Origin of the sequence: Streptomyces sp. CBMA156, assembly GCF_014596515.1 — a bacterium.
Lineage (GTDB): Bacteria > Actinomycetota > Actinomycetes > Streptomycetales > Streptomycetaceae > Kitasatospora.
On record NZ_MSJQ01000246.1, the window covers coordinates 16,015 to 36,845 of the forward strand.

Annotated in this window: 16 protein-coding genes; 10 read left to right on the plus strand and 6 right to left on the minus strand. The window is 73.1% G+C overall.

Annotation, left to right across the window (positions count from 1 at the left end):
- Positions 1 to 86: 86 nt before the first annotated feature.
- The 3 genes from sigJ to BU198_RS20230 all read right to left on the minus strand — a co-directional run bounded on the left by sigJ (position 87) and on the right by BU198_RS20230 (position 4,979).
- Entirely contained in the window at positions 87 to 1,097 is a 1,011-nt protein-coding gene (gene sigJ, locus BU198_RS20220) for an RNA polymerase sigma factor SigJ (RefSeq protein ID WP_317620220.1), read from the minus strand.
- A gap of 82 nt (positions 1,098 to 1,179) precedes the next feature.
- Positions 1,180 to 3,051, minus strand: a complete 1,872-nt coding sequence (locus BU198_RS20225) for an ABC transporter ATP-binding protein (protein WP_188298289.1) — start codon at positions 3,049 to 3,051, stop codon at positions 1,180 to 1,182.
- A gap of 194 nt (positions 3,052 to 3,245) precedes the next feature.
- Positions 3,246 to 4,979, minus strand: a complete 1,734-nt coding sequence (locus BU198_RS20230; protein WP_188298254.1) for an ABC transporter ATP-binding protein — start codon at positions 4,977 to 4,979, stop codon at positions 3,246 to 3,248.
- Between the two features lie 361 nt (positions 4,980 to 5,340).
- On the opposite strand from BU198_RS20230, the gene BU198_RS20235 reads away from it, so the two are divergent.
- The 3 genes from BU198_RS20235 (at position 5,341) to BU198_RS20245 (ending at position 9,173) form a co-directional block, all read left to right on the plus strand.
- Positions 5,341 to 7,263, plus strand: coding sequence for an AMP-dependent synthetase/ligase (locus BU198_RS20235; RefSeq protein WP_188298255.1), 1,923 nt, complete (start codon positions 5,341 to 5,343; stop codon positions 7,261 to 7,263).
- 81 nt (positions 7,264 to 7,344) lie between these two features.
- Positions 7,345 to 8,574, plus strand: coding sequence for a radical SAM family heme chaperone HemW (gene hemW / locus BU198_RS20240; protein ID WP_188298256.1), 1,230 nt, complete (start codon positions 7,345 to 7,347; stop codon positions 8,572 to 8,574).
- Positions 8,575 to 8,615: 41 nt separating this feature from the next.
- Complete coding sequence (locus BU198_RS20245; protein WP_188298257.1) at positions 8,616 to 9,173, plus strand: Uma2 family endonuclease; 558 nt, start codon at positions 8,616 to 8,618, stop codon at positions 9,171 to 9,173.
- Here BU198_RS20245 and BU198_RS20250 read toward each other — a convergent pair.
- The 3 genes from BU198_RS20250 to htpX are packed head-to-tail and all read right to left on the minus strand — an operon-like array spanning position 9,164 to position 11,558.
- Positions 9,164 to 9,997: a DUF3097 domain-containing protein gene (locus BU198_RS20250; protein ID WP_188298258.1), complete on the minus strand. Its 834-nt coding sequence runs from the start codon at positions 9,995 to 9,997 to the stop codon at positions 9,164 to 9,166. The genes BU198_RS20245 and BU198_RS20250 overlap by 10 nt on opposite strands.
- A gap of 31 nt (positions 9,998 to 10,028) precedes the next feature.
- Positions 10,029 to 10,613, minus strand: a complete 585-nt coding sequence (gene pspAB, locus BU198_RS20255; RefSeq protein WP_188298259.1) for a PspA-associated protein PspAB — start codon at positions 10,611 to 10,613, stop codon at positions 10,029 to 10,031.
- Positions 10,614 to 10,637: 24 nt separating this feature from the next.
- Positions 10,638 to 11,558 carry a zinc metalloprotease HtpX gene (gene htpX / locus BU198_RS20260; RefSeq protein WP_188298260.1) on the minus strand — a complete coding sequence of 307 codons (921 nt, stop codon included), beginning with the start codon at positions 11,556 to 11,558 and terminating at the stop codon, positions 10,638 to 10,640.
- Positions 11,559 to 11,845: 287 nt separating this feature from the next.
- On the opposite strand from htpX, the gene hrcA reads away from it, so the two are divergent.
- From hrcA to BU198_RS20295, 7 genes are all read left to right on the plus strand, one after another.
- Positions 11,846 to 12,880, plus strand: a complete 1,035-nt coding sequence (hrcA, locus tag BU198_RS20265; RefSeq protein ID WP_188298261.1) for a heat-inducible transcriptional repressor HrcA — start codon at positions 11,846 to 11,848, stop codon at positions 12,878 to 12,880.
- 75 nt (positions 12,881 to 12,955) lie between these two features.
- A complete protein-coding gene (dnaJ, locus tag BU198_RS20270; RefSeq protein ID WP_188298262.1) occupies positions 12,956 to 14,095 on the plus strand; it encodes a molecular chaperone DnaJ in 1,140 nt (379 codons plus the stop codon).
- Positions 14,096 to 14,205: 110 nt separating this feature from the next.
- On the plus strand, positions 14,206 to 14,955 hold the full coding sequence (locus BU198_RS20275; protein ID WP_188298263.1) for a 16S rRNA (uracil(1498)-N(3))-methyltransferase: 750 nt from the start codon (positions 14,206 to 14,208) through the stop codon (positions 14,953 to 14,955).
- A gap of 142 nt (positions 14,956 to 15,097) precedes the next feature.
- On the plus strand, positions 15,098 to 18,373 hold the full coding sequence (locus tag BU198_RS20280) for a PDZ domain-containing protein (RefSeq protein WP_188298264.1): 3,276 nt from the start codon (positions 15,098 to 15,100) through the stop codon (positions 18,371 to 18,373).
- A gap of 118 nt (positions 18,374 to 18,491) precedes the next feature.
- Positions 18,492 to 19,232, plus strand: a complete 741-nt coding sequence (locus BU198_RS20285) for an RDD family protein (protein ID WP_188298265.1) — start codon at positions 18,492 to 18,494, stop codon at positions 19,230 to 19,232.
- 55 nt (positions 19,233 to 19,287) lie between these two features.
- The gene (locus BU198_RS20290) at positions 19,288 to 19,641 is read left to right on the plus strand and encodes an HIT domain-containing protein (RefSeq protein WP_188298266.1); all 354 of its coding nucleotides are present in this window, start codon (positions 19,288 to 19,290) and stop codon (positions 19,639 to 19,641) included.
- Positions 19,642 to 19,647: 6 nt separating this feature from the next.
- Positions 19,648 to 20,571: a ribonuclease Z gene (locus tag BU198_RS20295; protein ID WP_188298267.1), complete on the plus strand. Its 924-nt coding sequence runs from the start codon at positions 19,648 to 19,650 to the stop codon at positions 20,569 to 20,571.
- The last annotated feature ends 260 nt before the right edge of the window (positions 20,572 to 20,831 follow it).

Sequence of the window (20,831 nt, forward strand, 5' to 3'; positions counted from 1 at the left end):
CGTCCGCCTCCTCGCGAGGGCGCTCCGGTGGAGCGCTGTTCGGGAAGGGGACGACGCGGCCGGACGGGGTGTGACGGTGACCCGTGTCACAGCTCCACGGCCGGGATGCGGCCGAGCTTCTCGGGGTTGAGCATGACGTACGCCTCGGTGATCCGCCCGTCGGCGACGGTGAGGGCGAGGACGCCGCCGACCTTTCCGGTGGCCAGGTCGTACCAGACCAGTCCGGGCTCGCCGTTGACCACGGCGCGGCCGATGCCCGTGCCGGGGGTGAACCACTTGGCGACCAGGCCGGCCACCAGCCGGGACACCCGGTCGGCGCCGTGGACCGGGCGGACTCCGGCGCGGACGATGCCGCCGCCGTCGGAGTGCCAGACCACGTCGGGGTCGAGGACCTCCATCAGGGCGAGGATGTCGCCGCGGGTGCTGGCGGCGGCGAAGGCCTCGACGGCCTGGCGGTGCCCGGCCGGGTCGGCGCCGGTGCGCGGGGCGCCCGCGCCGGCCCGGCGACCGCCCTGGCTTCGACTGTCCTCGCCCCGGCCTCCCGCGCGGACCCGGCGGCGGGCCCGGGAGGCGAGCTGGCGGGCCGCGTCGGCGGTGCGGTCCAGGGAGGTGCCGATCTCCTCGAAGCCGACGGCGAAGACGTCGTGCAGCACGAAGGCGGCCCGCTCGGCGGGGGTGAGCTGTTCCAGGACGGCCAGCAGGGCGAGCGAGACGGACTCGCCGCGTTCGGCCAGTTCGGCGGGGGAGTCGGGGCCGTCGGCGTAGGAGACGGACGGCTCCGGCAGCCACTCGCCGTAGTAGGCCTCGCGGCGGGCGCGGGCGGAGCCCAGCTGGTCGTAGCAGAGCCGGGTGACGACGGTGGTGAGGAAGGCGCGCGGGTCGGCGACGGCGGTGCGGTCGGCGGCCTGCCAGCGCAGCCAGGCGTCCTGGAGGACGTCCTCGGCGTCGGTGAACGAACCGAGCAGCCGGTAGGCGACCGAGCCCAGGTAGCGCCGGTTCGCCTCGAAGGCGTCCGGAGCGTTCGGAGGTTCCGGCGTGTTCGGAGCTTCCGGAGCTTCCGGAACATCCGGGCGGTCCGGGGCCTGGTCGTCGATCACCGGCCCAAGGTAGCGCGTGGCGTCCGGAAGGCGAAGGGCCGGGGCGGGAAGTCCCTGCCCCGGTCCTTCGCATGATGGTGCGTCAGTCCACCTCGACCGCGGCCTCGGCGAACTGCGCCTGGTAGAGCCGGGCGTAGGCGCCGTCGGCGGCGATCAGCCGGTCGTGCGAGCCCTGTTCGACGATCGAGCCGTTCTCCATCACCAGGATCACGTCGGCGTCCCGGATGGTGGAGAGCCGGTGGGCGATCACGAAGCTGGTGCGGCCGGTGCGCAGCCGGGCCATGGCCCGCTGGATCAGCACCTCGGTGCGGGTGTCGACGGAGCTGGTCGCCTCGTCCAGGACCAGGATGGACGGCTGGGCGAGGAACGCCCGGGCGATGGTGATCAGCTGCTTCTCGCCGGCGCTGACGCCGGCGCCCTCGTCGTCGATGACGGTGTCGTAGCCGTTGGGCAGGGTGCGTACGAAGCGGTCGACGTGGGCGGCCTTGGCGGCCTCGACGACCTGCTCGCGGGTGGCGGACTCGGCGCCGTAGGCGATGTTGTCGGCGATGCTGCCGCCGAACAGCCAGGTGTCCTGGAGCACCATGCCGATGCCGGAGCGCAGGTCCTCGCGGGACATCGCGGAGATGTCCGTGCCGTCGAGGGTGATCCGCCCCGAGCTGACCTCGTAGAACCGCATCAGCAGGTTGACCAGGGTGGTCTTGCCGGCGCCGGTGGGGCCGACGATGGCGACGGTCTGGCCGGGCTCGACCTTGAGCGAGAGGTCCTCGATGAGCGGCTTCTCGGGGTCGTAGCGGAAGGACACGTCCTGGAAGGCGACCCGGCCGTGCACCACCTCGGGCCGTTCCGGCATGGCCGGTTCGGGGCTCTGCTCGGGGGCGTCCAGCAGTTCGAAGACGCGCTCGGCGGAGGCGACGCCGGACTGCACCAGGTTGGCCATGCTGGCGACCTGGGTGAGCGGCTGGCTGAACTGCCGCGAGTACTGGATGAACGCCTGGACGTCGCCGATGGACAGCGCGCCGCTGGCCACCCGCAGGCCGCCGACGACGGCGACCAGCACGTACTGGAGGTTGCCGATCAGCATCATCGCGGGCTGGATGATGCCGGAGATGAACTGGGCCTTGTAGCCGGCCTGGTAGAGCGACTCGTTGTGCTCGCGGAAGGTCTCCGCGGCCTCCTGCTGCCGGCCGAACACCTTGACCAGGGTGTGGCCGGTGTACATCTCCTCGATGTGGGCGTTGAGCTGGCCGGTGGACTTCCACTGCTGGACGAACTGCGGCTGGGCCCGCTTGCCGACCTTGGTGGCGACGACCACCGAGAACGGCACCGAGACCAGGGCGATCGTCGCGAGCAGCGGGGAGATCCAGAACATCATCGCGAGCACGCCGACCACGGTGAGCAGCGAGTTGACGACCTGTCCCATGGTCTGCTGCATGGACTGGCCGATGTTGTCGATGTCGTTGGTGACCCGGCTGAGCACCTCGCCGCGCGGCTGTTTGTCGAAGTAGCTGAGCGGCAGCCGGGAGAGCTTGGCCTCGACGTCCTGGCGCAGCCGGTAGCCGGCGGCCTGGACGGCCCGGGTGGCGAGCCGGCCCTGGAAGATGCCGAAGACGGCGGAGACCAGGTAGATGCCGAGCACCCAGAGCAGGACGGTGCCGATGGCGCCGAAGTCCATGCCCTGGCCGGGGGTGAAGTCGACGGAGGAGAGCAGGTCGGCGACGCCGTTGTCGCCGTGGGCGCGCAGCCCGTCGACGGCCTGGGCCTTGGTGGTGCCCGGTTCGAAGCGGGCGCCGACGACGCCGGCGAAGATCAGGTCGGTGGCGTCGCCGAGGATCTTGGGGCCGATGACGGCGCAGCCGATGCTGAGCACGCCGAGGAGCATGACGCCGATCAGGGTGGTGCGTTCGGGGCGCAGCAGGCCGAGGACGCGCTTGCCCGAGCCCTTGAAGTCCATGGACTTCTCGGCGCCCTGGCCGCCCGCGAAGCGGCCGGGGCCGGCCGGGCCGCGGCGGGCGGCGGCGGCCTGCGAGTCGCTGGGCAGGTCGGCTTTCCCACCGGCTTTCCCACCGGCCTTCGTCAGGTCGGTCTTGGCGCCGCCCTGGCCGTTCTTCGGGGCGTCCGGCTTCGCCGGGGGCTTTCCTGGGGTGGTCACGCCGCCTCCTGCTCGGTGAGCTGGGAGAGCACGATCTCCCGGTACGTCGGGTTGTCGGCCATCAGCTCGTGGTGGGTCCCGGAGCCGACGACGGCGCCCTCGTCGAGGACGACGATCCGGTGGGCGTCGCGGATGGTGGACACCCGTTGGGCGACGATCAGGACGGTGGCGTCGGAGGTCTCGCGGGCCAGGGCCTTGCGCAGCTTGGCGTCGGTGGCGTAGTCGAGGGCGGAGAAAGAGTCGTCGAAGAGGTAGACGGAGGGCCGGCGGACCAGGGTCCTGGCGATGGCCAGGCGCTGGCGCTGGCCGCCGGAGACGTTGCCGCCGCCCTGGGCGATGGGGGCGTCCAGGCCTTCGGGCAGCTTCTCGACGAACTCCTTGGCCTGGGCGATCTCCAGGGCGTGCCAGAGCTCCTCGTCGGTGGCGTCGGGCCGGCCGTAGCGGAGGTTGCTGGCGATGGTGCCGGAGAAGAGGTAGGGCTTCTGCGGGACGATGGAGACGTTCTCGGCGATCGTGGCGGGGGCGAGTTCGCGGACGTCCACGCCGTCGATCAGGACCTGTCCCGAGGTGGCGTCGAAGAGCCGGGGGACGAGGCCGAGCAGGGTGGACTTGCCGCTGCCGGTGGAGCCGATGATCGCGGTGGTCTCGCCGGGGCGGGCGCTGAGGTCGATGCCGCGCAGCACCGAGGCCTCGGCGCCGGGGTAGCGGAAGTCGACGTCGCGCAGTTCCAGGTTGCCGCGGCGCGGCAGCTCGGTGACCGGGGCGGTGGGCGGGACGACGCTGCTGCGGGTGCCGAGGACCTCTTCGACGCGTTCGGCGCAGACCTCGGCGCGCGGCACCATCATGAACATGAAGGTGGCCATCATGACGCTCATCAGGATCTGCATCAGGTAGGAGAGGAAGGCGGTGAGCGCGCCGATCTCCATGGCGCCGCTGTCGATGCGGTGGGCGCCGAACCAGAGCACGGCGACGCTGGAGACGTTCACGACCAGCATGACGGCGGGGAACATGACGGACAGCAGCCGGCCGACCTGGCGGGCGACGTCGGTGAGGTCCTCGTTGGCGTCGGCGAAGCGGTTCTGCTCGTGGTCGTCCTTGACGAAGGCGCGGATGACCCGGATGCCGGTGATCTGCTCGCGCAGGATGCGGTTCACGGTGTCGATCCGCTCCTGCATGCTGCGGAACTTGGGGCGCAGCGCGCGGACGAGCAGCACGACGACGACGCCGAGGGCGGGGACGACGGCGAGCAGCAGGCCGGACAGCGGGACGTCCTGGTTGAGCGCCATGATGATGCCGCCGACGCACATGATCGGCGCGGCGACCATGAGCGTGAAGCTCATCAGGGTGAGCATCTGGACCTGCTGGACGTCGTTGGTGGTGCGGGTGATCAGGGAGGGTGCGCCGAACTGGCCGAGTTCGCGGGCGGAGAAGCTCTGCACCCGGTCGAAGACGGCGGCTCGGAGGTCCCGGCCGAAGGCCATGGCGATGCGGGAGCCGATGTGGACGGCGCCGACGGCGCAGAGGGCCTGGACGAGGGTCACTCCGATCATCACCCCGCCGACGCGCAGGATGTAGCCGGTGTCGCCCTTGATCACGCCGTCGTCGATGATGTCGGCGTTGAGTGTCGGCAGGTAGAGCGCCGCGAGGGTGGACACCAGCTGGAGCAGCACCAGCAGGGTGAGCGGTCGGGAGTAGGGGCGCAGGTACGCCCTGAGGAGTCTGATCAGCACTGGCACACTCTTGTCGTCGCCGGTCGGGTTCGCATCCCAATTCTGGGTGTTCTGTAGTGTCGTACAGGCGATTCGGCGGGTGGGAACCCGGGGTTTGCCGGGCCTTTGCCGAACCGGCGGGCCGGGCCGGCGCGGGACGGCGTTCCCGCGCGGGGTGCGGGCGGTGGCGGGGCGCGGCACCGGTGTCGTGGCGGGGTGCCGTCGGGTGCTGCCCCCTTACGGAATGACCGGTTTCCGCCTAGGCTGCTGATTGCCCCTTTGTTACTGACCGGTACCGCTCAGGTGAACCGGGGGCCCGGCGACCGCCCCCACGGACGCCGCGACAATCCCTCAGACGGCCACCCGTCCCCGGAGGTCCTCGTTGAGTTCCGCGCAGTCCCTGATCGACTCCGGCAGGCCCGACCTCGTCGCCGGTCGTCCCGCCTCCGTCGCCCACCTGTTCCTGGAGCGGGTCGCCCTGACCCCGAGCGCCGAGGCCTACCGCTACCCCGCGCCCGTGGACGAACAGGCCGCGGACGGCGCACCCGGCGCCGAGCAGTGGCGCTCGCTCACCTGGGCGCAGACCGCGACCAGGGTCAAGGCGGTGGCCGCCGGCCTGATGGCGCTCGGCATCCGCCCGGAGGACCGGGTGGCCCTGGCCTCCTCGACCCGGGTCGAGTGGGTCCTCGCCGACCTCGGCGCCATGTGCGCGGGCGCCGCGATCACCACCGTCTACCCGAGCACCAACGCGGACGAGACCGCGTTCATCCTCTCCGACTCCGGCTCCAGGGCGCTGTTCGCGGAGAACGCGGCCCAGCTGGCCAAGGCCGTCGGGCAACTGGGCCAACTGCCCGAGCTGCGCACCGTGATCCTCTTCGACGAACCCGCCGAGGCGCCCGAGACCGGCGGGCTGGAGCTGCTCACCCTCGCCGGGCTGGAGGAGCGCGGCGCCCGGTACCTGGCGGAGCACCCGGACGCGGTGGAGAAGGCCGTCGACGGGCTCGGCAAGGAGCAGCTGGCGACCCTCATCTACACCTCCGGCACCACCGGCCGCCCCAAGGGCGTGCGCCTGGTGCACGACTGCTGGGCGTACGAGGGCCGCGCGCAGGAGGCGAGCGGGCTGCTGGGCCCTGACGACGTGCAGTTCATGTGGCTGCCGCTGTCGCACGTCTTCGGCAAGACGCTGATCTCCGGGCAGATCGCCACCGGGCACGTGATGGCGCTGGACGGCCGGGTGGACCGGATCATCCACAACCTGCCGGTGATCCGGCCGACCATCATGGCCTCGGCGCCGCGCATCTTCGAGAAGGTCTACAACGGCATCGCGGGCAGGGCCAGGGCCGAGGGCGGCGCCAAGTACAAGATCTTCCTGTGGGCGGCCAAGGTCGCCCGCGAGCACGCCAGGGCGGTCCAGGAGAGCCGGACCGCCACCGGCACCGGCACCGCCCCGCTGGGCCTGCGGGCGCAGCACGCGCTGGCCGACAAGCTGGTGTTCGCGAAGATCCGGGCGGCCTTCGGCGGCCGGATGCGCGGCGCGGTCTCCGGCAGTGCCGCGCTCGCCCCGGAGATCGGCTACTTCTTCCTGGGTGCCGGGGTGCCGATCCTGGAGGGCTACGGGCTGAGCGAGACCAGCGCCGGCTCCTGCGTCAACCGCGCCGAGGACGTGCGGATCGGCACGGTGGGCCGCCCGTTGCCCGGCACCGAGGTGCGGATCGCCGAGGACGGCGAGATCCTGCTGCGCGGCCCGGGCGTCATGCGCGGCTACCACAACCTGCCGGAGAAGACCGCCGAGGTGCTGGAGCCGGACGGCTGGTTCCACACCGAGGACATCGGCGAGCTCACCCCGGACGGCTTCCTGCGGATCACCGACCGCAAGAAGGACCTGTTCAAGACCTCCGGGGGCAAGTACGTGGCGCCCAGCGAGGTGGAGGGCAAGTTCAAGGCGGTCTGCCCGTTCGTCAGCAACATCCTGGTGATCGGCAACGGCCGCAACTACTGCACCGCGCTGATCGGTCTGGACGAGGCGGTGCTGCTGCCGTGGGCCGCCGAGCACGGCCTGGCCGGCCGGTCCTACGGGGAGCTGGCCGTCGAGCCGGCCGTGCACGAGCTGATCGAGGGCTTCGTGAAGCGGGTCAACGCCGACCTCCAGCGCTGGCAGACGATCAAGAAGTTCCACCTGCTGCCGCGCGACCTCGACATCGAGCACGGCGAGCTCACCCCGAGCCTGAAGATCAAGCGCCCGGTGGTCGAGCGGACCTACGCGGACGCGGTGACCGCGATGTACGCGGGCGCCAACGAGGCCTGAGCCGGGCCCCGTCCAGCCTTGCCCCGCCCCGCTCCCGTACGGCCCGTGAACGCTTCGCGGGCCGTACGGGACAATGGGCTCATGCCCTCCGCACTTCCCGACGGTGAACCGGTGCCGTCCGACGGTTCCCTGCCCGCACACGCCCTCGACGGGCTGGGCTCCCGGCCGTTCGGCTTCTACCTGCACGTGCCGTACTGCGCCAGCCGCTGCGGCTACTGCGACTTCAACACCTACACCGCCACCGAGCTGCGCTCGTCCGGGGCCGTCGCCTCGCAGGAGACGTACGCGGACAACGTGGTCGCCGAGGTCCGGCTGGCCCGGAAGGTGCTGGGGGACGCGGCGCCGCCGGTGCGGACCGTGTTCCTCGGCGGCGGCACCCCGACCCTGCTGCCCGCCCGCGACCTGGTGAAGATGCTCGCCGCGATCCGCGAGGAGTTCGGGCTCGCCGAGGGGGCCGAGGTCACCACCGAGGCCAACCCGGAGTCGGTCGACCCGGCGTACCTGGCCGAACTGCGCGAGGGCGGCTACAACCGGCTCTCCTTCGGCATGCAGAGCGCCCGCCCGCACGTCCTGAAGCTGCTCGACCGCCACCACACCCCGGGCCGCCCCGAGGCCTGCGTGGCCGAGGCCCGCGCGGCCGGCTTCGAGCACGTCAACCTCGACCTGATCTACGGCACCCCGGGCGAGTCCGACGACGACTGGCGGGCCTCCCTGGACGCCGCCATCGGCGCCGGGCCGGACCACGTCTCCGCGTACTCCCTGATCGTCGAGGAGGGCACCCGGCTCGCCGCCAGGGTCAAGCGCGGCGAACTGCCGATGATCGACGACGACGTGCACGCCGACCGCTACCTGATCGCCGAGGAGGCGCTCGGCGCCGCCGGCTACTCCTGGTACGAGGTGTCCAACTGGGCCACCACCCCCGAGGGCCGCTGCCACCACAACGAGCTCTACTGGACCGGCGCCGACTGGTGGGGCGCCGGCCCCGGCGCCCACAGCCACGTCGGCGGCGTCCGCTGGTGGAACGCCAAGCACCCCGCCGCCTACGCCCGGGCCCTCACCGAGGGCCGCACCCCGGCCCTGGCCCGCGAGGTGCTGGCGGACGAGGACCGCCGCGTCGAGCGCATCCTCCTGGAACTGCGCCTGGTGGAGGGCGTCGCCCTGGACCTGCTCACCGGCACCGGCCGGGAGGCCGCCGCCCGGCACCTCGCCGACGGCCTCCTCGACCCGGGCCCGTACGCGCGGGGCCGCGCCGTCCTCACCCTCCAGGGCAGGCTCCTCGCGGACGCGATTGTGCGTGACCTGGTGGACTGACTTTCGTTAACGTGGGTGTCAGCCGTCGGAGGGAGCGCGCCATGACCGCCATCGATGACCGGGTGACGGGGATCTTCGAGAACCTGGAGGTCCCCGAAGGCTTCAAAGCCGAGCTCATCAGGGGAGAAATCGTGATGATGGCCGGGCCTGACCGGGTCCACAACTGGATCATCGAGGCCATCCAGGACCAGATCTCCCGGCGGTTGTGGCACCGCTCGACCACACAGGACATCGACCTTCCCGGACTGACGAGTGAGCCCCAGCCCGATCTGGTCGTCTACGAGCGGGGCGTGCTGGAAGGACCGGGACGCCTGGTACCCGCGCCGCTGCTGACTCTCGTGGTCGAGGTGGTGTCGAAGACCAGCGTGCTCCGCGACTACCGGACCAAGCGGGAGCTGTACGCAGAGGGTCGGATCCCCGCCTACCTGATCGTCGACCCGGTCAAGGGCGTCTGCGTGCTGCTGACCGAGCCGAGCCGGGCAGCAGCCTCTGGGCTGCCGGACTACGCGGTCGAGCGGACCGCCAAGTTCGGTGAGTCGATCCCGCTGGACCTGCTCGACATCGTCCTCGACACCTCGGAGTTCCAGACCTACTCCTGACCGGGCAGGGCCGTGAAGTCGATCAGCTCCTCGACCCGGCCCAGCAGTTCGGGCTCCAGGTCCCGGTAGCTGTCGACCTTCGACAGGATGTGCTTCCACGCCGCAGGGGTGTCCACCGGCCAGTCGAGGCGGCGGCAGGTGCCCTCCTTCCAGTCCTCCCCCCGCGGGACGGCGGGCCAGGCGGGGATGCCGACGCTCGCGGGCTTCACGGCCTGCCAGATGTCGATGTAGGGGTGGCCGACGACCAGCACCGAGTCACCGGTGACCCGGGCGGCGATGCGGTGCTCCTTGGTGCCGGGGAGCAGGTGGTCGACCAGGACGCCGAGGCGGCGGCCGGGGCCGGGGGCGAAGTCGGCGACGATCGCGGGCAGGTCGTCGATGCCCCGCAGGTACTCGACGACCACGCCCTCGATCCGCAGGTCGTCGCCCCAGACCCGCTCGACCAGCTCGGCGTCGTGTCGGCCCTCGACGTAGATCCGCGACTCGCGGGCGACCCGGGCGCGGGCGCCGGGGACGGCGACCGAGCCGGAGGCGGTGCGGGACGGCGTACGGGGGGCCGCGGGGCCGGTGGGGCGGACCAGGGTGACGGCCCTGCCCTCCAGCAGGAAGCCGCGCGGCACCAGCGGGAACACCCGGTGCCTGCCGAACCGGTCCTCCAGGGTGACGGTGAACCCCTCGGCGGTCTTCTCGCAGCGCACCACCGCCCCGCAGAAGCCGGTGGCCGCCTCCTCCACCACCAGGTCCCGCTCGGCGGGCACCTCGGGGGCGGGGGCCTGGTTCTTCCACGGCGGGGTCAGGTCGGGTCCGTACTGGCGGCTGCGCATACGGGTGATCATAGGGAGGGCGGACGGCGCGTCAGAGGCCCGGCGCGCCCCAGACCGGGAACCAGCGGCTCAGGTCCTTCTCCAGCCGCAGGTCGTTCCCGAGCATCGCGTTGACCTGCAACTCCAGCGGGCTGTTGCGCCTCTCCCCGCCACCGGGCATCGGGGCGAAGGGGTAGAACGTCCCCCGCTTGTAGAGGTAGACCAGGGCCAGTGACTGCCCCTCCGGATTCCTGAAGGCCACCAGCGAGCAGAGCAGCTGCGGCCCGAAGCCGTTCGCCTCCAGCTCGCTGTTGACCGCGTGCAGGTCGTTCACCAGCTCCGGCAGCTCCTCGGGCCGGTGCCGGGCGAGCAGCCAGGAGTAGCCGTAGCCGTCCTTGGAGGCCTCCACCGGGACGCCGCCGCGCTCGGTGTCGGCGTCCAGCAGCGCCCTGACCTGCTGCTCGACCTGGACGAAGGCCGCGCCCTCGACGGCCGCGAAGCAGACCGAGCCGAGCCCGGTGGGGGTGAAGCCGGCCCCGGCCTCCAGGGTGAGCGCGGCGGACGGCACGCCGAACAGCTGGTCGAGGTCGGGCTTGACGGGCTTGGTGCGGCCGAACAGGGTGTCCAGGATTCCCACGGCGGTCCTCTCGGGTTCGGGGTTTCAGTGGCCGAGCTGCTCGGAGATCCGCGCCAGCTGCTCCAGCCGCTTCTCCAGGCTCGGATGGGTGGACAGCAGTTGCGAGGCGGTCTCCCGGGCGCTCAGCGCGGGGGCGAAGTAGAAGGCGTTGTACGGCTGGGCCTGGCGCAGGTCCTTGCTGGGGATGGCCGCGATCTGCCCGGTGACCTTGGTGAGCGCCGAGGCCAGCGCGCTGGGCCGGCCGGTGAGCTGGGCGGCGGCCCGGTCGGCGGCCAGCTCGCGGTAGCGGGACAGCAGCCTGGTGAGCAGGAAGCTGATGGCGTAGACGACCATCGACACCAGCGGGATGACCAGCGCCACGATGGCCGCGTTCTGGTCGTTGTTGTTGCGCCCGCCGCCCATGAACCCGCCGTACACGGCGATCCTGGTCATCGCCCCGGCGAGCACACCGAGGAAGCCCGCGATCGTCATCACCGCGACGTCCCGGTGGGCGACGTGCGACAGCTCGTGGGCGAGGACGCCCTCCAGTTCCTCCGGCTCCAGCCGGCGCAGCAGCCCGGTGGTCACGCAGACCACGGCGTTCTGCGGGTTGCGGCCGGTGGCGAAGGCGTTCGGCATGTCGTTGTCGGCGACCGCGACCCTGGGTTTGGGCATGTCGGCCAGCGCGCACAGCCGGTCGACCGTGCCGTGCAGCTGGGGGAACTGTTCGGGGGACACCTGGCGGGCTCCCATCGCCCGTTCGGTGATCTTGTCGCTGAACCAGAACTGGGCCACGAACAGCCCGCCGGAGATCAGGACGATCAGTGGCCACGCGCCGCGCAGCAGCGCGATCAGCAGGCCGGTGAAACCGACGTACAGCAGCCCGATCACGAACATCGTCGCGACCATGCGGCCGGTCAGACCGCGGTCGGGCGCGAAACGGGTGTGCTGGCCCGAGCTCGACATCGCTTGCTCCTCCGTTCGCCGTCGCTTTCGATGCTGCCACCCGGACGGCCTCCGGGCACCACCCCGGCGCCGGGAGGATCGAACCGCGGGGGCCCCGCGGGCCGTGGCTGGAACTGCGGGGAGGATCACCCCGGCCGGACCGTTCCTGCCGTAGGGCCCGGGCCTTACACTGGCAGGTACGGTTCTGGCACTCGCGTGTTCAGAGTGCCAGGCCGGGGTCTCGGGAAGCGGCCCGCGGCAGCAAGGGACACAGACGGACAACGTGCGAAGACGGAGGTGCGCGCCCCATGGCCGGTGAGGTCCGCCAGCTGGACGAACGCAAGCTCGCCGTGCTCCGCGCGATCGTGCAGGACTACGTGGGCACCGAGGAGCCGGTCGGCTCCAAGGCCCTGGTGGAACGGCACAACCTCGGGGTCTCGCCGGCGACCGTCCGCAACGACATGGCGGCGCTGGAGGAGGAGGGTTACATCCACCAGCCGCACACCAGCGCCGGCCGCATCCCCACCGACAAGGGGTACCGCCTCTTCGTCGACAAGCTCGCCGAGATCAAACCCATGAGCGCCCCCGAGCGCCGGGCCATCCGGCACTTCCTGGACGGCGCCGTCGACCTGGACGACGTGGTCGCCCGTACGGTGCGGCTGCTCGCGCAGCTCACCCGGCAGGTCGCGGTGGTGCAGTACCCCTCGCTGACCCGCTCCACCGTCCGGCACATCGAGCTGGTGGCGCTGGCCCCGGCCAAGGTGATGCTGGTGCTGATCACCAACACCGGCCGGGTCGAGCAGCGGATGGTCGACTGCCCGGGCTCGGTCGGCGAGACGGTGCTGTCGGACCTGCGGACCCGGATCAACGCGAGAGCCGCCGGCCGGCGGCTCCCGGAGGTCCCCGGGATGCTGGAGGAACTGCCGGCGCTGTTCGACCAGGCCGACCGGCCGACCGTCAGCACCGTCCTGGCGACCCTGTTCGAGACGCTCGCCGAACAGAACGAGGAGCGGATCATGCTGGCCGGCACGGCCAACCTGACCCGCTTCGGGCACGACTTCCCGCTCACCATCCAGCCGGTGCTGGAGGCACTGGAGGAGCAGGTCATCCTGCTCCGCCTCCTGGGTGAGACCGGGGACGCCGCGATGACGGTCCGGATCGGGCGGGAGAACGCCTACGAGGGGCTGAATTCCACCTCGGTGGTTTCGGTCGGCTACGGTTCGGGCGACGAGAGCGTGGCCAAACTGGGTGTGATCGGTCCGACCCGGATGGACTATCCGGGCACAATGGGGGCGGTGCGAGCGGTGGCGCGGTACGTGGGCCAGATCCTGGCCGAGTCCTAGCAGAGGCCATCGCCGGAAATCCGGCGATGGCGACCAGTCGCAGCACTACTACAGGCGGAACAAGCGGAGCATTTGGTGGCCACGGACTACTACGCGGTACTCGGCGTCCGACGGGATGCGGGGCAGGACGAGATCAAGAAGGCGTTCCGGCGCCTGGCACGCGAACTGCACCCGGACGTCAACCCGGACCCGAAGACGCAGGAGCGGTTCAAGGAGATCAACGCCGCCTACGAGGTGCTCTCCGATCCGCAGAAGCGTCAGGTCTACGACCTCGGCGGGGACCCGCTGTCCCCGGGCGGCGGTGGCGCGGGCGGCTTCGGCGCCGGCGCGGCGGGATTCGGCTTCTCCGACATCATGGACGCCTTCTTCGGCGCCGCGGCGGGCCAGCGCGGCCCGCGCTCGCGCACCCGCCGGGGCCAGGACGCCATGATCCGGCTGGAGATCACCCTGGAGGAGGCCGCCTTCGGCACCACCAAGGAACTCCAGGTCGACACCGCCGTCACCTGCACCACCTGCAGTGGCGAGGGCGCGGCCCCCGGCACCTCGGCGCAGACCTGTGACATGTGCCGCGGCAAGGGCGAGGTCTCCCAGGTCACCCGGTCCTTCCTGGGCCAGGTCATGACCTCCCGCCCCTGCCCGCAGTGCCAGGGCTTCGGCACCGTCGTGCCGACCCCCTGCCCGGAGTGCGCCGGCGACGGCCGGGTGCGCGCCCGCCGCACCCTGACCGTCAAGATCCCGGCCGGTGTCGACAACGGCACCAGGATCCAGCTGGCCGGCGAGGGCGAGGTCGGCCCCGGCGGCGGCCCGGCCGGCGACCTGTACGTCGAGATCGCCGAGACCAGCCACAACATCTTCCAGCGGCGCGGGGACGACCTGCACTGCACCGTCACCATCCCGATGACGGCGGCCTCGCTCGGCACCCAGGTGCCGCTGCAGACCCTGGACGGCCTGGAGGAGGTCGACATCAGGCCCGGCACCCAGTCCGGCCAGTCGATCCCGCTGCACGGCAGGGGCATCACCCACCTGCGCGGCGGCGGCCGGGGCGACCTGATAGTGCACGTCGAGGTGAAGACGCCCAGCAAGCTCGACGCCGAGCAGGAGGACCTGCTGCGCCGCCTCGCGGTGCTGCGCGGCGAGGAGCGGCCGTCCGGCCAGTTCGCGCCGGGCCAGCAGGGCCTCTTCTCCCGGCTGAAGGACGCCTTCAACGGCCGGTAGCCGTCGTCCGTGGAGGGGTGCCGGGGGCCGACCCCCGGCACCCCTTCCGTGTCCCGCCCTCTCCTCCGCAGCCCCCTCCGGCCGCAGCCCCCTCCTGGAAGGTCCCCGTCATGACCGCGCCCGTCTTCGTCGTCGAGACCGAGCGGATCGCCGCCGCCGTGCCCGGGGCCGTGGTGCGCCTGGACGGCCCGGAGGGGCGGCACGCGGCCGCGGTGAAGCGGCTGGAGCCGGGCGAGGCGGTGACCCTCGCCGACGGGCTGGGGCTCGGCGTGGAGGGCACGGTCGCCGAGGTGCTCGGCAAGGACGCGATCGACGTGGCGGTCGCCGCCGTGCGCCGCGAGCCGGAGCCCGCGCCGCGGATCGTCGTCGTCCAGGCCCTGCCCAAGGGCGACCGCGGCGAGCTGGCCGTGGAGACCATGACCGAGGTCGGCGTGGACGTGGTGGTCCCGTGGGCCGCCTCGCGCTGCATCACCCAGTGGAAGGGCGAGCGCGGCGCCAAGGCGCTCGCCAAGTGGCGCTCCACCGCCAGGGAGGCCGGCAAGCAGTCCCGCCGGCTGCGCTTCCCCGAGGTGCGCGAGCCGATGACCACCAGGCAGCTGGCGCCCCTCCTGGCGCGGGCCGCGTTCGCCGCCGTGCTGCACGAGGAGGGCTCCGAGCCGCTGGCGCACGCCGCGCTGCCGGACACCGGGGACATCGTCCTGGTGGTCGGCCCCGAGGGCGGGGTCTCCCCGGAGGAGCTGGCCGCCTTCGCCGAGGCCGGCGCCAAGCCGTACCGGCTGGGCCCCTCGGTGCTGCGCACCTCCACCGCGGGGGTGGCCGCCGGCGCGCTGCTGCTCGGGCGCACCGGCCGCTGGTCGTAGCCCCCCGGGTAACCGGTCGCGGCACCCCGGTCCCGCCGCTCGTAGCACCCCGGCCGCGGCCGCCGCAACGGTGCCCGCGGGCGGGGCCAGGAGTCTCGGAAAACCGGCCCGGGCCGTACCTGCTCCTGCCTAGGCTGGCCGGGTGACGGACTCCCTCAACACCTCTCCGACCACCTCGGCGGGCGCCTACCTGCGCCATCCCCACCTGCACGGCGACCTGGTCGCCTTCGTCGCCGAGGACGACCTCTGGCTCGCCCCGCTGGACGGCGGCCGGGCCTGGCGGCTGACGGCCGACCACCTGCCGGTCCACCACCCGCGGTTCTCCCCGGACGGCCGGCACCTCGCCTTCACCTCCACCCGGGACGGCGCCCCCGAGGTGCACGTGGTGCCGGTGGACGGCGGCCCGTCGCGCCGGCTCACCCACTGGGGCAGCCACCAGACCAGGGTGCTCGGCTGGACCGCAGACGGCCGCCCGATCGCCGCCACCAGCGCCGGCGAGGGCAGCCTGCGCCGCACCTGGGCGCACGCCGTGCCGCTGGACGGCGGCGAGCCGCAGCGGCTGCCGTACGGACCGGTCGGCGGGATCGCCTTCGAACCGGGCGGGGACGGGGTGCTGCTGAGCACCGTCAACGGCCGCGACCCGGCCTGGTGGAAGCGCTACCGGGGCGGCCGGGCCGGCCGGCTGTGGCTCGGCCGGCGGGAGTTCGCCCGCGTCCACGAGGAACTGGACGGCCAGCTGGACTCGCCGATCTGGGTGGCCGGGCCCGCCCGGCCCGACGGCGGGCACGGCGGGAGGATCGCCTTCCTCTCCGACCACGAGGGCGTCGGCGAGCTGTGGTCCAGCCTCCCGGACGGCACCGACCTGCGCCGCCACACCGCCGACCCGGACGGCTTCTACGCCCGGGGCGCCACCAGCGACGGCACCCGGGTGGTCTTCCACCGGGCCGGCGACCTCTGGCTGCTGGACGACCTGGAGGGCGCCGAGCCGCGCCGGCTGGACGTCCGCCCGGCCGGTCCGCGGGCCGGGCGCCGCCCCCGTCCGGTGCCCGCCGCGCACTGGCTGGAGTCCGTCGCCCCCGACCGCACCGGCCGGGGCAGCGCCGTGGTGGTGCGCGGCAGCGTGCACTGGCTGACCCACCGGGAGGGCCCGGCCCGGGTGCTGGACGAGACGCCGGGGGTGCGCGGGCGGCTGGTGCGGGTGGTGCCGGGCGAGGACGGCGCCCAGGGCGTGCTGTGGGTGTCCGACGCCGAGGGCGAGGACGCCCTGGAGTTCGCCCCCGACCTGCACGGCGCCGAGCGCCGCCGGCTGGCCGCGGGGCAGCTCGGCCGGGTCAACTCGCTGGTGGTCTCCCCGGACGGCAAGCAGGCCGCGCTCGGCGTGCACGACGGCCGGGTGCTGCTGGTCGCGCTGGCCGACGGCGCCGTGCACGAGCTGGACCGCAGCACCGACGGCGAGGCCGGCGGGCTGTCGTTCAGCCCGGACTCGGCCTGGCTGGCCTGGTCGCGCCCGGTGCGCGGGGCGGGCCCGCACTCGCTGCGCCAGATCGTGCTGGCCAACCCGGCCACCAGGACGGTCGGCGAGGTCACCCAGCCGCGCTTCGTGGACACCTCGCCCTCCTTCACCGCGGACGGCCGCTACCTGGCCTTCCTGTCGGTGCGCAACTTCGACCCGGTCTACGACGCCCACGTCTTCGACCTGTCCTTCCCGAACGGCTGCCGCCCCTACCTGGTCACGCTGGCCGCCGACACGCCCTCCCCGTTCGGGCCGCAGCGGGCCGGGCGCCCGCTCGGCGGGGAGGAGGACGAGCCGAAGGCCAGGAAGGCGGACGGCGAGGAGGCGGCGGCCGACGCCGCACCGGTCACCAGGGTGGACCTGGACGGCATCGCCGACCGGATCATCCCCTTCCCGGTCGAGGGCGGCCGCTTCGAGGAACTGGCCGCCGCCAAGGACGGCGTGCTCTGGACCAGGGCCCCGCTGATGGGTGAACTCGGCGACGAGGCCGCCTCGTTGGACGACGACCGGCCCCGCCCGGTGCTGGAGCGCTTCGACCTGCGCAAGCGCCGGGTGGAGCAGCTGGTGCACGGCCTGGACGGCTTCGCGGTCAGCGGGGACGGCACCCGGGCGGCCGTGCTGGACGAGGGCGAGCTGCGGGTCGTCCCGGCCGACCACAAGGGCGGCGACGAGGAGGAGACCACCGTCGACCTCGCCCGGCTGCGGGTGAGCGTCGACCCGGCCGCCGAGTGGCGGCAGATGTACGCCGAGAACGGCCGGCTGATGCGGGACAACTTCTGGCGCCCCGACCTGGCCGGCGTGGACTGGGCCGGGGTGCTGGAGCGCTACCGGCCGCTGGTCGAGCGGATCGGCTCGCACGACGAACTGGTCGACCTGCTCTGGGAGGTGCACGGCGAACTCGGCACCTCGCACGCCTACGTGCTGCCGTACGGCCGGTACACCGAGCCCGCCCGGTGCCAGGGCCTGCTCGGCGCCGACCTGGTCAGGGACGGCGAGCAGTGGCGGATCGCCCGCATCCTGCCCGGGGAGTCCTCCGATCCCAGGGCCCGTTCGCCGCTGGCCGCGCCCGGCGCGGCGATCCGCCCGGGCGACGCGGTGCTCGCCGTCAACGGCCGCCCGGTGGACCCGGTCGCCGGCCCGGCCCCGCTGCTGGCCGGCACCGCCGGGCAGCCGGTCGAGCTGACCGTGGCGGGGAAGGACGGCACCGACCGGCGCCACCCGGTGGTCGTCCCGCTCGCCGACGAGGAGCCGCTGCGGTACCACGACTGGGTGGCCGGACGGCGGGCCGTCGTCCGGGAGCTGTCCGGCGGGCGGCTGGGCTACCTGCACCTGCCCGACATGCAGACGGCCGGCTGGGCCCAGCTGCACCGCGACCTGAGCACCGAGATGGCCAGGGAGGGCCTGGTCGTCGACGTCCGGGGGAACCGGGGCGGCCACACCTCGCAGCTGGTGATCGAGAAGCTGGCCCGCCGGATCGTCGGCTGGGACGTCGTGCGGGACGTCGACCACTCGCTGCCCTACCCGTCGGACGCCCCGCGCGGTCCCGTGGTCGCGCTCGCCGACGAGTTCACCGGCTCGGACGGCGACGTGGTCGGCGCCGCCATCCAGGCGCTCGGGATCGGCCCGGTGGTCGGTGTTCGCACCTGGGGCGGGGTGATCGGCATCGACAGCCGCTACCGGCTGGTCGACGGCACCCTGGTCACCCAGCCCAAGTACGCGTTCTGGCTGGAGAACTACGGCTGGGGCCTGGAGAACCACGGCGTCGACCCGGACGTCGAGGTGCCGTTCGCCCCGCACCACTGGGCGGCCGGCGAGGACCCGCAGCTGTCCGAGGGCGTCCGGCTGGCCCTGGCCGCGCTCGCCGGGACCCCGGCCCGTACGGCTCCGCCGCTGCCCTGGGCGTAGCCGCGGCGCAGTGCCTCCCGGAGCGGGAAGTCGGCCGGTCCGACCTCCTGCTCCGGGGCGCGGGGGCGTGAGTAGGATGCGGGGCTGTTTCTTGATCCACAGCTCACGGGGGAATCACATGGCGCAGGGCTACCCGCCGCCGCAGTACGGCCGGAATCCATACGCACAGCAGCCGCAGCATCCCTACCCGCCGGCACAGCCGCAGCCCTACCCGCCGGCGCAGCCGCAGCCCTACCCGCCGGCGCAGCCGCAGCCCTACCCGCCGGCGCAGCCGTACCCACCGCAGGGATACGCCCACCAGCCGCAGCCCCAGCCGTACCCGCAGCAGCAGGGCCACGCCCAGCCGTACCCGGCCCCCCACCCGCGGCCGGAGCAGCCGCGACGGGTGCCGCCGCCCTGCCCCGGGGAGGCGGGCGGCGGCCGGCGGTTCCTGGCCGTCGTGCTCGACTGGCTGTTCGCGATCGGCCTCGGCTTCGTGGCCGCCGACGCCGCGAGCCGGCCGAGGACCGGGCACGCGGCCGGCCACGCCGCGCAGAGCGGCGGCCCGGTGGTGCCGTACTTCGTGGCGCTGCTGGTGGTCGGCCTCGCCGCGTCCTTCCTCAACCAGGTGGTGCTCGCCCGGCTGACCGGCTTCAGCGTGGGCAAGGGGGTCATGGCGATGCGGGTGGTGCGCCGCAAGGGCGTGATGCGCCCGAACACCTGGCGGCTCACCAGGCGCTGGCTGGTCGGCTTCGTCATCCTCGCGGTCGCCTTCCTCACCGAGGACTTCGACACGGACGACGGCGACGTCGTCGGCATCCGCGCGGTGCGCTGGAAGCACCTCCAGGAGTACCGGCAGGCCGTCGCCGGGCTCGGCTAGGCTGCGCCCGTACGGCCCCACCACCACCCGACGTACCGACTCCGAGGAGTAGCCGATGGCCGGCGAGCCCCAGCCCGACTGCGTGTTCTGCAAGATCGTGGCGGGCGAGATCCCCGCGACGGTGGTGCGCAAGACCGAACGCACCCTCGCCTTCCGGGACATCGCCCCCAAGGCGCCCCTGCACGTGCTGGTCATCCCGCACGTCCACTACCCGAACGCCGCCGCGCTGGCCGCCGCCGAGCCGGAGGCCGCCGCCGAACTGCTCGCCGAGGCGGGCGCGGTGGCCAGGGACGAGGGCGTCGAGGACTACCGGCTGATCTTCAACACCGGTGCGGGCGCCGGGCAGACCGTCTTCCACGCGCACGTCCACGTGCTCGGCGGCAAGCCCATGACCGAGAGCATGGTCTGATCCCAGGTGTCCCAGCGCGAACTCGTCGTCCTCGGCACCGCCAGCCAGGTGCCCACCCGGCACCGCAACCACAACGGCTACCTGCTGCGCTGGGACGGCGAGGGCCTGCTGTTCGACCCCGGTGAGGGCACCCAGCGCCAGATGCTGCACGCCGGGGTCACGGCCACCCAGATCACCCGGATCGCGGTGACCCACTTCCACGGGGACCACTGCCTGGGCCTCGCCGGGGTGATCCAGCGGATCAACCTCGACCGTGTCCCGCACCCGGTCGACGTCTACTTCCCGGCCTCCGGCGAGGTCTACTTCGAGCGGCTGCGGCACTCCACCGCCTACCACGAGACGGCCGTGCTGCGGCCCCGGCCGATCGACGAGCCGGGGCCGCTGCCCGCGCCCGGCGCCCGCTTCGCACTGGACGCCGTCCGGCTGGACCACCCCGTCGAGTCCTTCGGCTACCGGCTGTCCGAGCCGGACGGCCGCCGGCTGGTGCCGGAGCGGCTCGCCGCGTTCGGCGTGCGCGGCCCGGCGGTGGGCCGGCTCCAGCACGAGGGCGCGATCGAGGCGGACGGCCGCACGGTGACCCTGGAGCAGGTCAGCGAGCCGCGGCCGGGCCAGAAGTTCGCCTTCGTGATGGACACCCGGCTGTGCGAGGGCGTGCACCGGCTCGCCGAGGGCAGCGACCTGCTGGTGGTCGAGGCGACGTTCACCGACGCCGACGCCCGCCTCGCCGAGGAGCACGGCCACCTCACCGCCGGGCAGGCCGCCAAGGTCGCCGCCGAGGCCGGGGTGCGCACCCTGGTACTGACCCACTTCTCCCAGCGCTACCCGGACCTCGGCGGGCACCTGGCCGACGCCCGCAGGCACTTCGACGGGGAGCTGGTGCTGGCCGCCGACCTCGACCGGGTGCCCGTTCCGCCCCGCCGCCCGGCGTGAACGCCGTGAACGGCCGGAAAAAGGGTTCGCGTCGCTCCCCGAACTGCCGCAGCATCGACGGGTGCGGCCCCGCCGCCCGCCACGGCGATCACGCTCGCGGCGTACCCTGGTGCCCCGGAGACACCGAGCGGCACACGAGACCACGGATGGGATGAGGCAGGCCCAGCGCCGACCCATGAGTGACACATCGCAGACCCGTACGAACGGACAGTCGCGCCCCGAACCCGCCGACGACGGCCGCGTCAGCGCCCGGTTCGTCA

Excerpts from the sequence above, each read along its gene's own strand:
- hrcA (WP_188298261.1), top strand. The coding sequence starts at position 11,846 with ATGGCCGGTGAGGTCCGCCAGCTGGACGAACGCAAGCTCGCCGTGCTC.
- BU198_RS20245 (WP_188298257.1), top strand. The coding sequence starts at position 8,616 with ATGACCGCCATCGATGACCGGGTGACGGGGATCTTCGAGAACCTGGAG.
- BU198_RS20225 (WP_188298289.1), bottom strand. The coding sequence starts at position 3,051 with ATGGACTTCAAGGGCTCGGGCAAGCGCGTCCTCGGCCTGCTGCGCCCC.
- htpX (WP_188298260.1), bottom strand. The coding sequence starts at position 11,558 with ATGTCGAGCTCGGGCCAGCACACCCGTTTCGCGCCCGACCGCGGTCTG.
- BU198_RS20275 (WP_188298263.1), top strand. The coding sequence starts at position 14,206 with ATGACCGCGCCCGTCTTCGTCGTCGAGACCGAGCGGATCGCCGCCGCC.
- BU198_RS20285 (WP_188298265.1), top strand. The coding sequence starts at position 18,492 with ATGGCGCAGGGCTACCCGCCGCCGCAGTACGGCCGGAATCCATACGCA.
- hemW (WP_188298256.1), top strand. The coding sequence starts at position 7,345 with ATGCCCTCCGCACTTCCCGACGGTGAACCGGTGCCGTCCGACGGTTCC.
- BU198_RS20290 (WP_188298266.1), top strand. The coding sequence starts at position 19,288 with ATGGCCGGCGAGCCCCAGCCCGACTGCGTGTTCTGCAAGATCGTGGCG.
- BU198_RS20250 (WP_188298258.1), bottom strand. The coding sequence starts at position 9,997 with ATGCGCAGCCGCCAGTACGGACCCGACCTGACCCCGCCGTGGAAGAAC.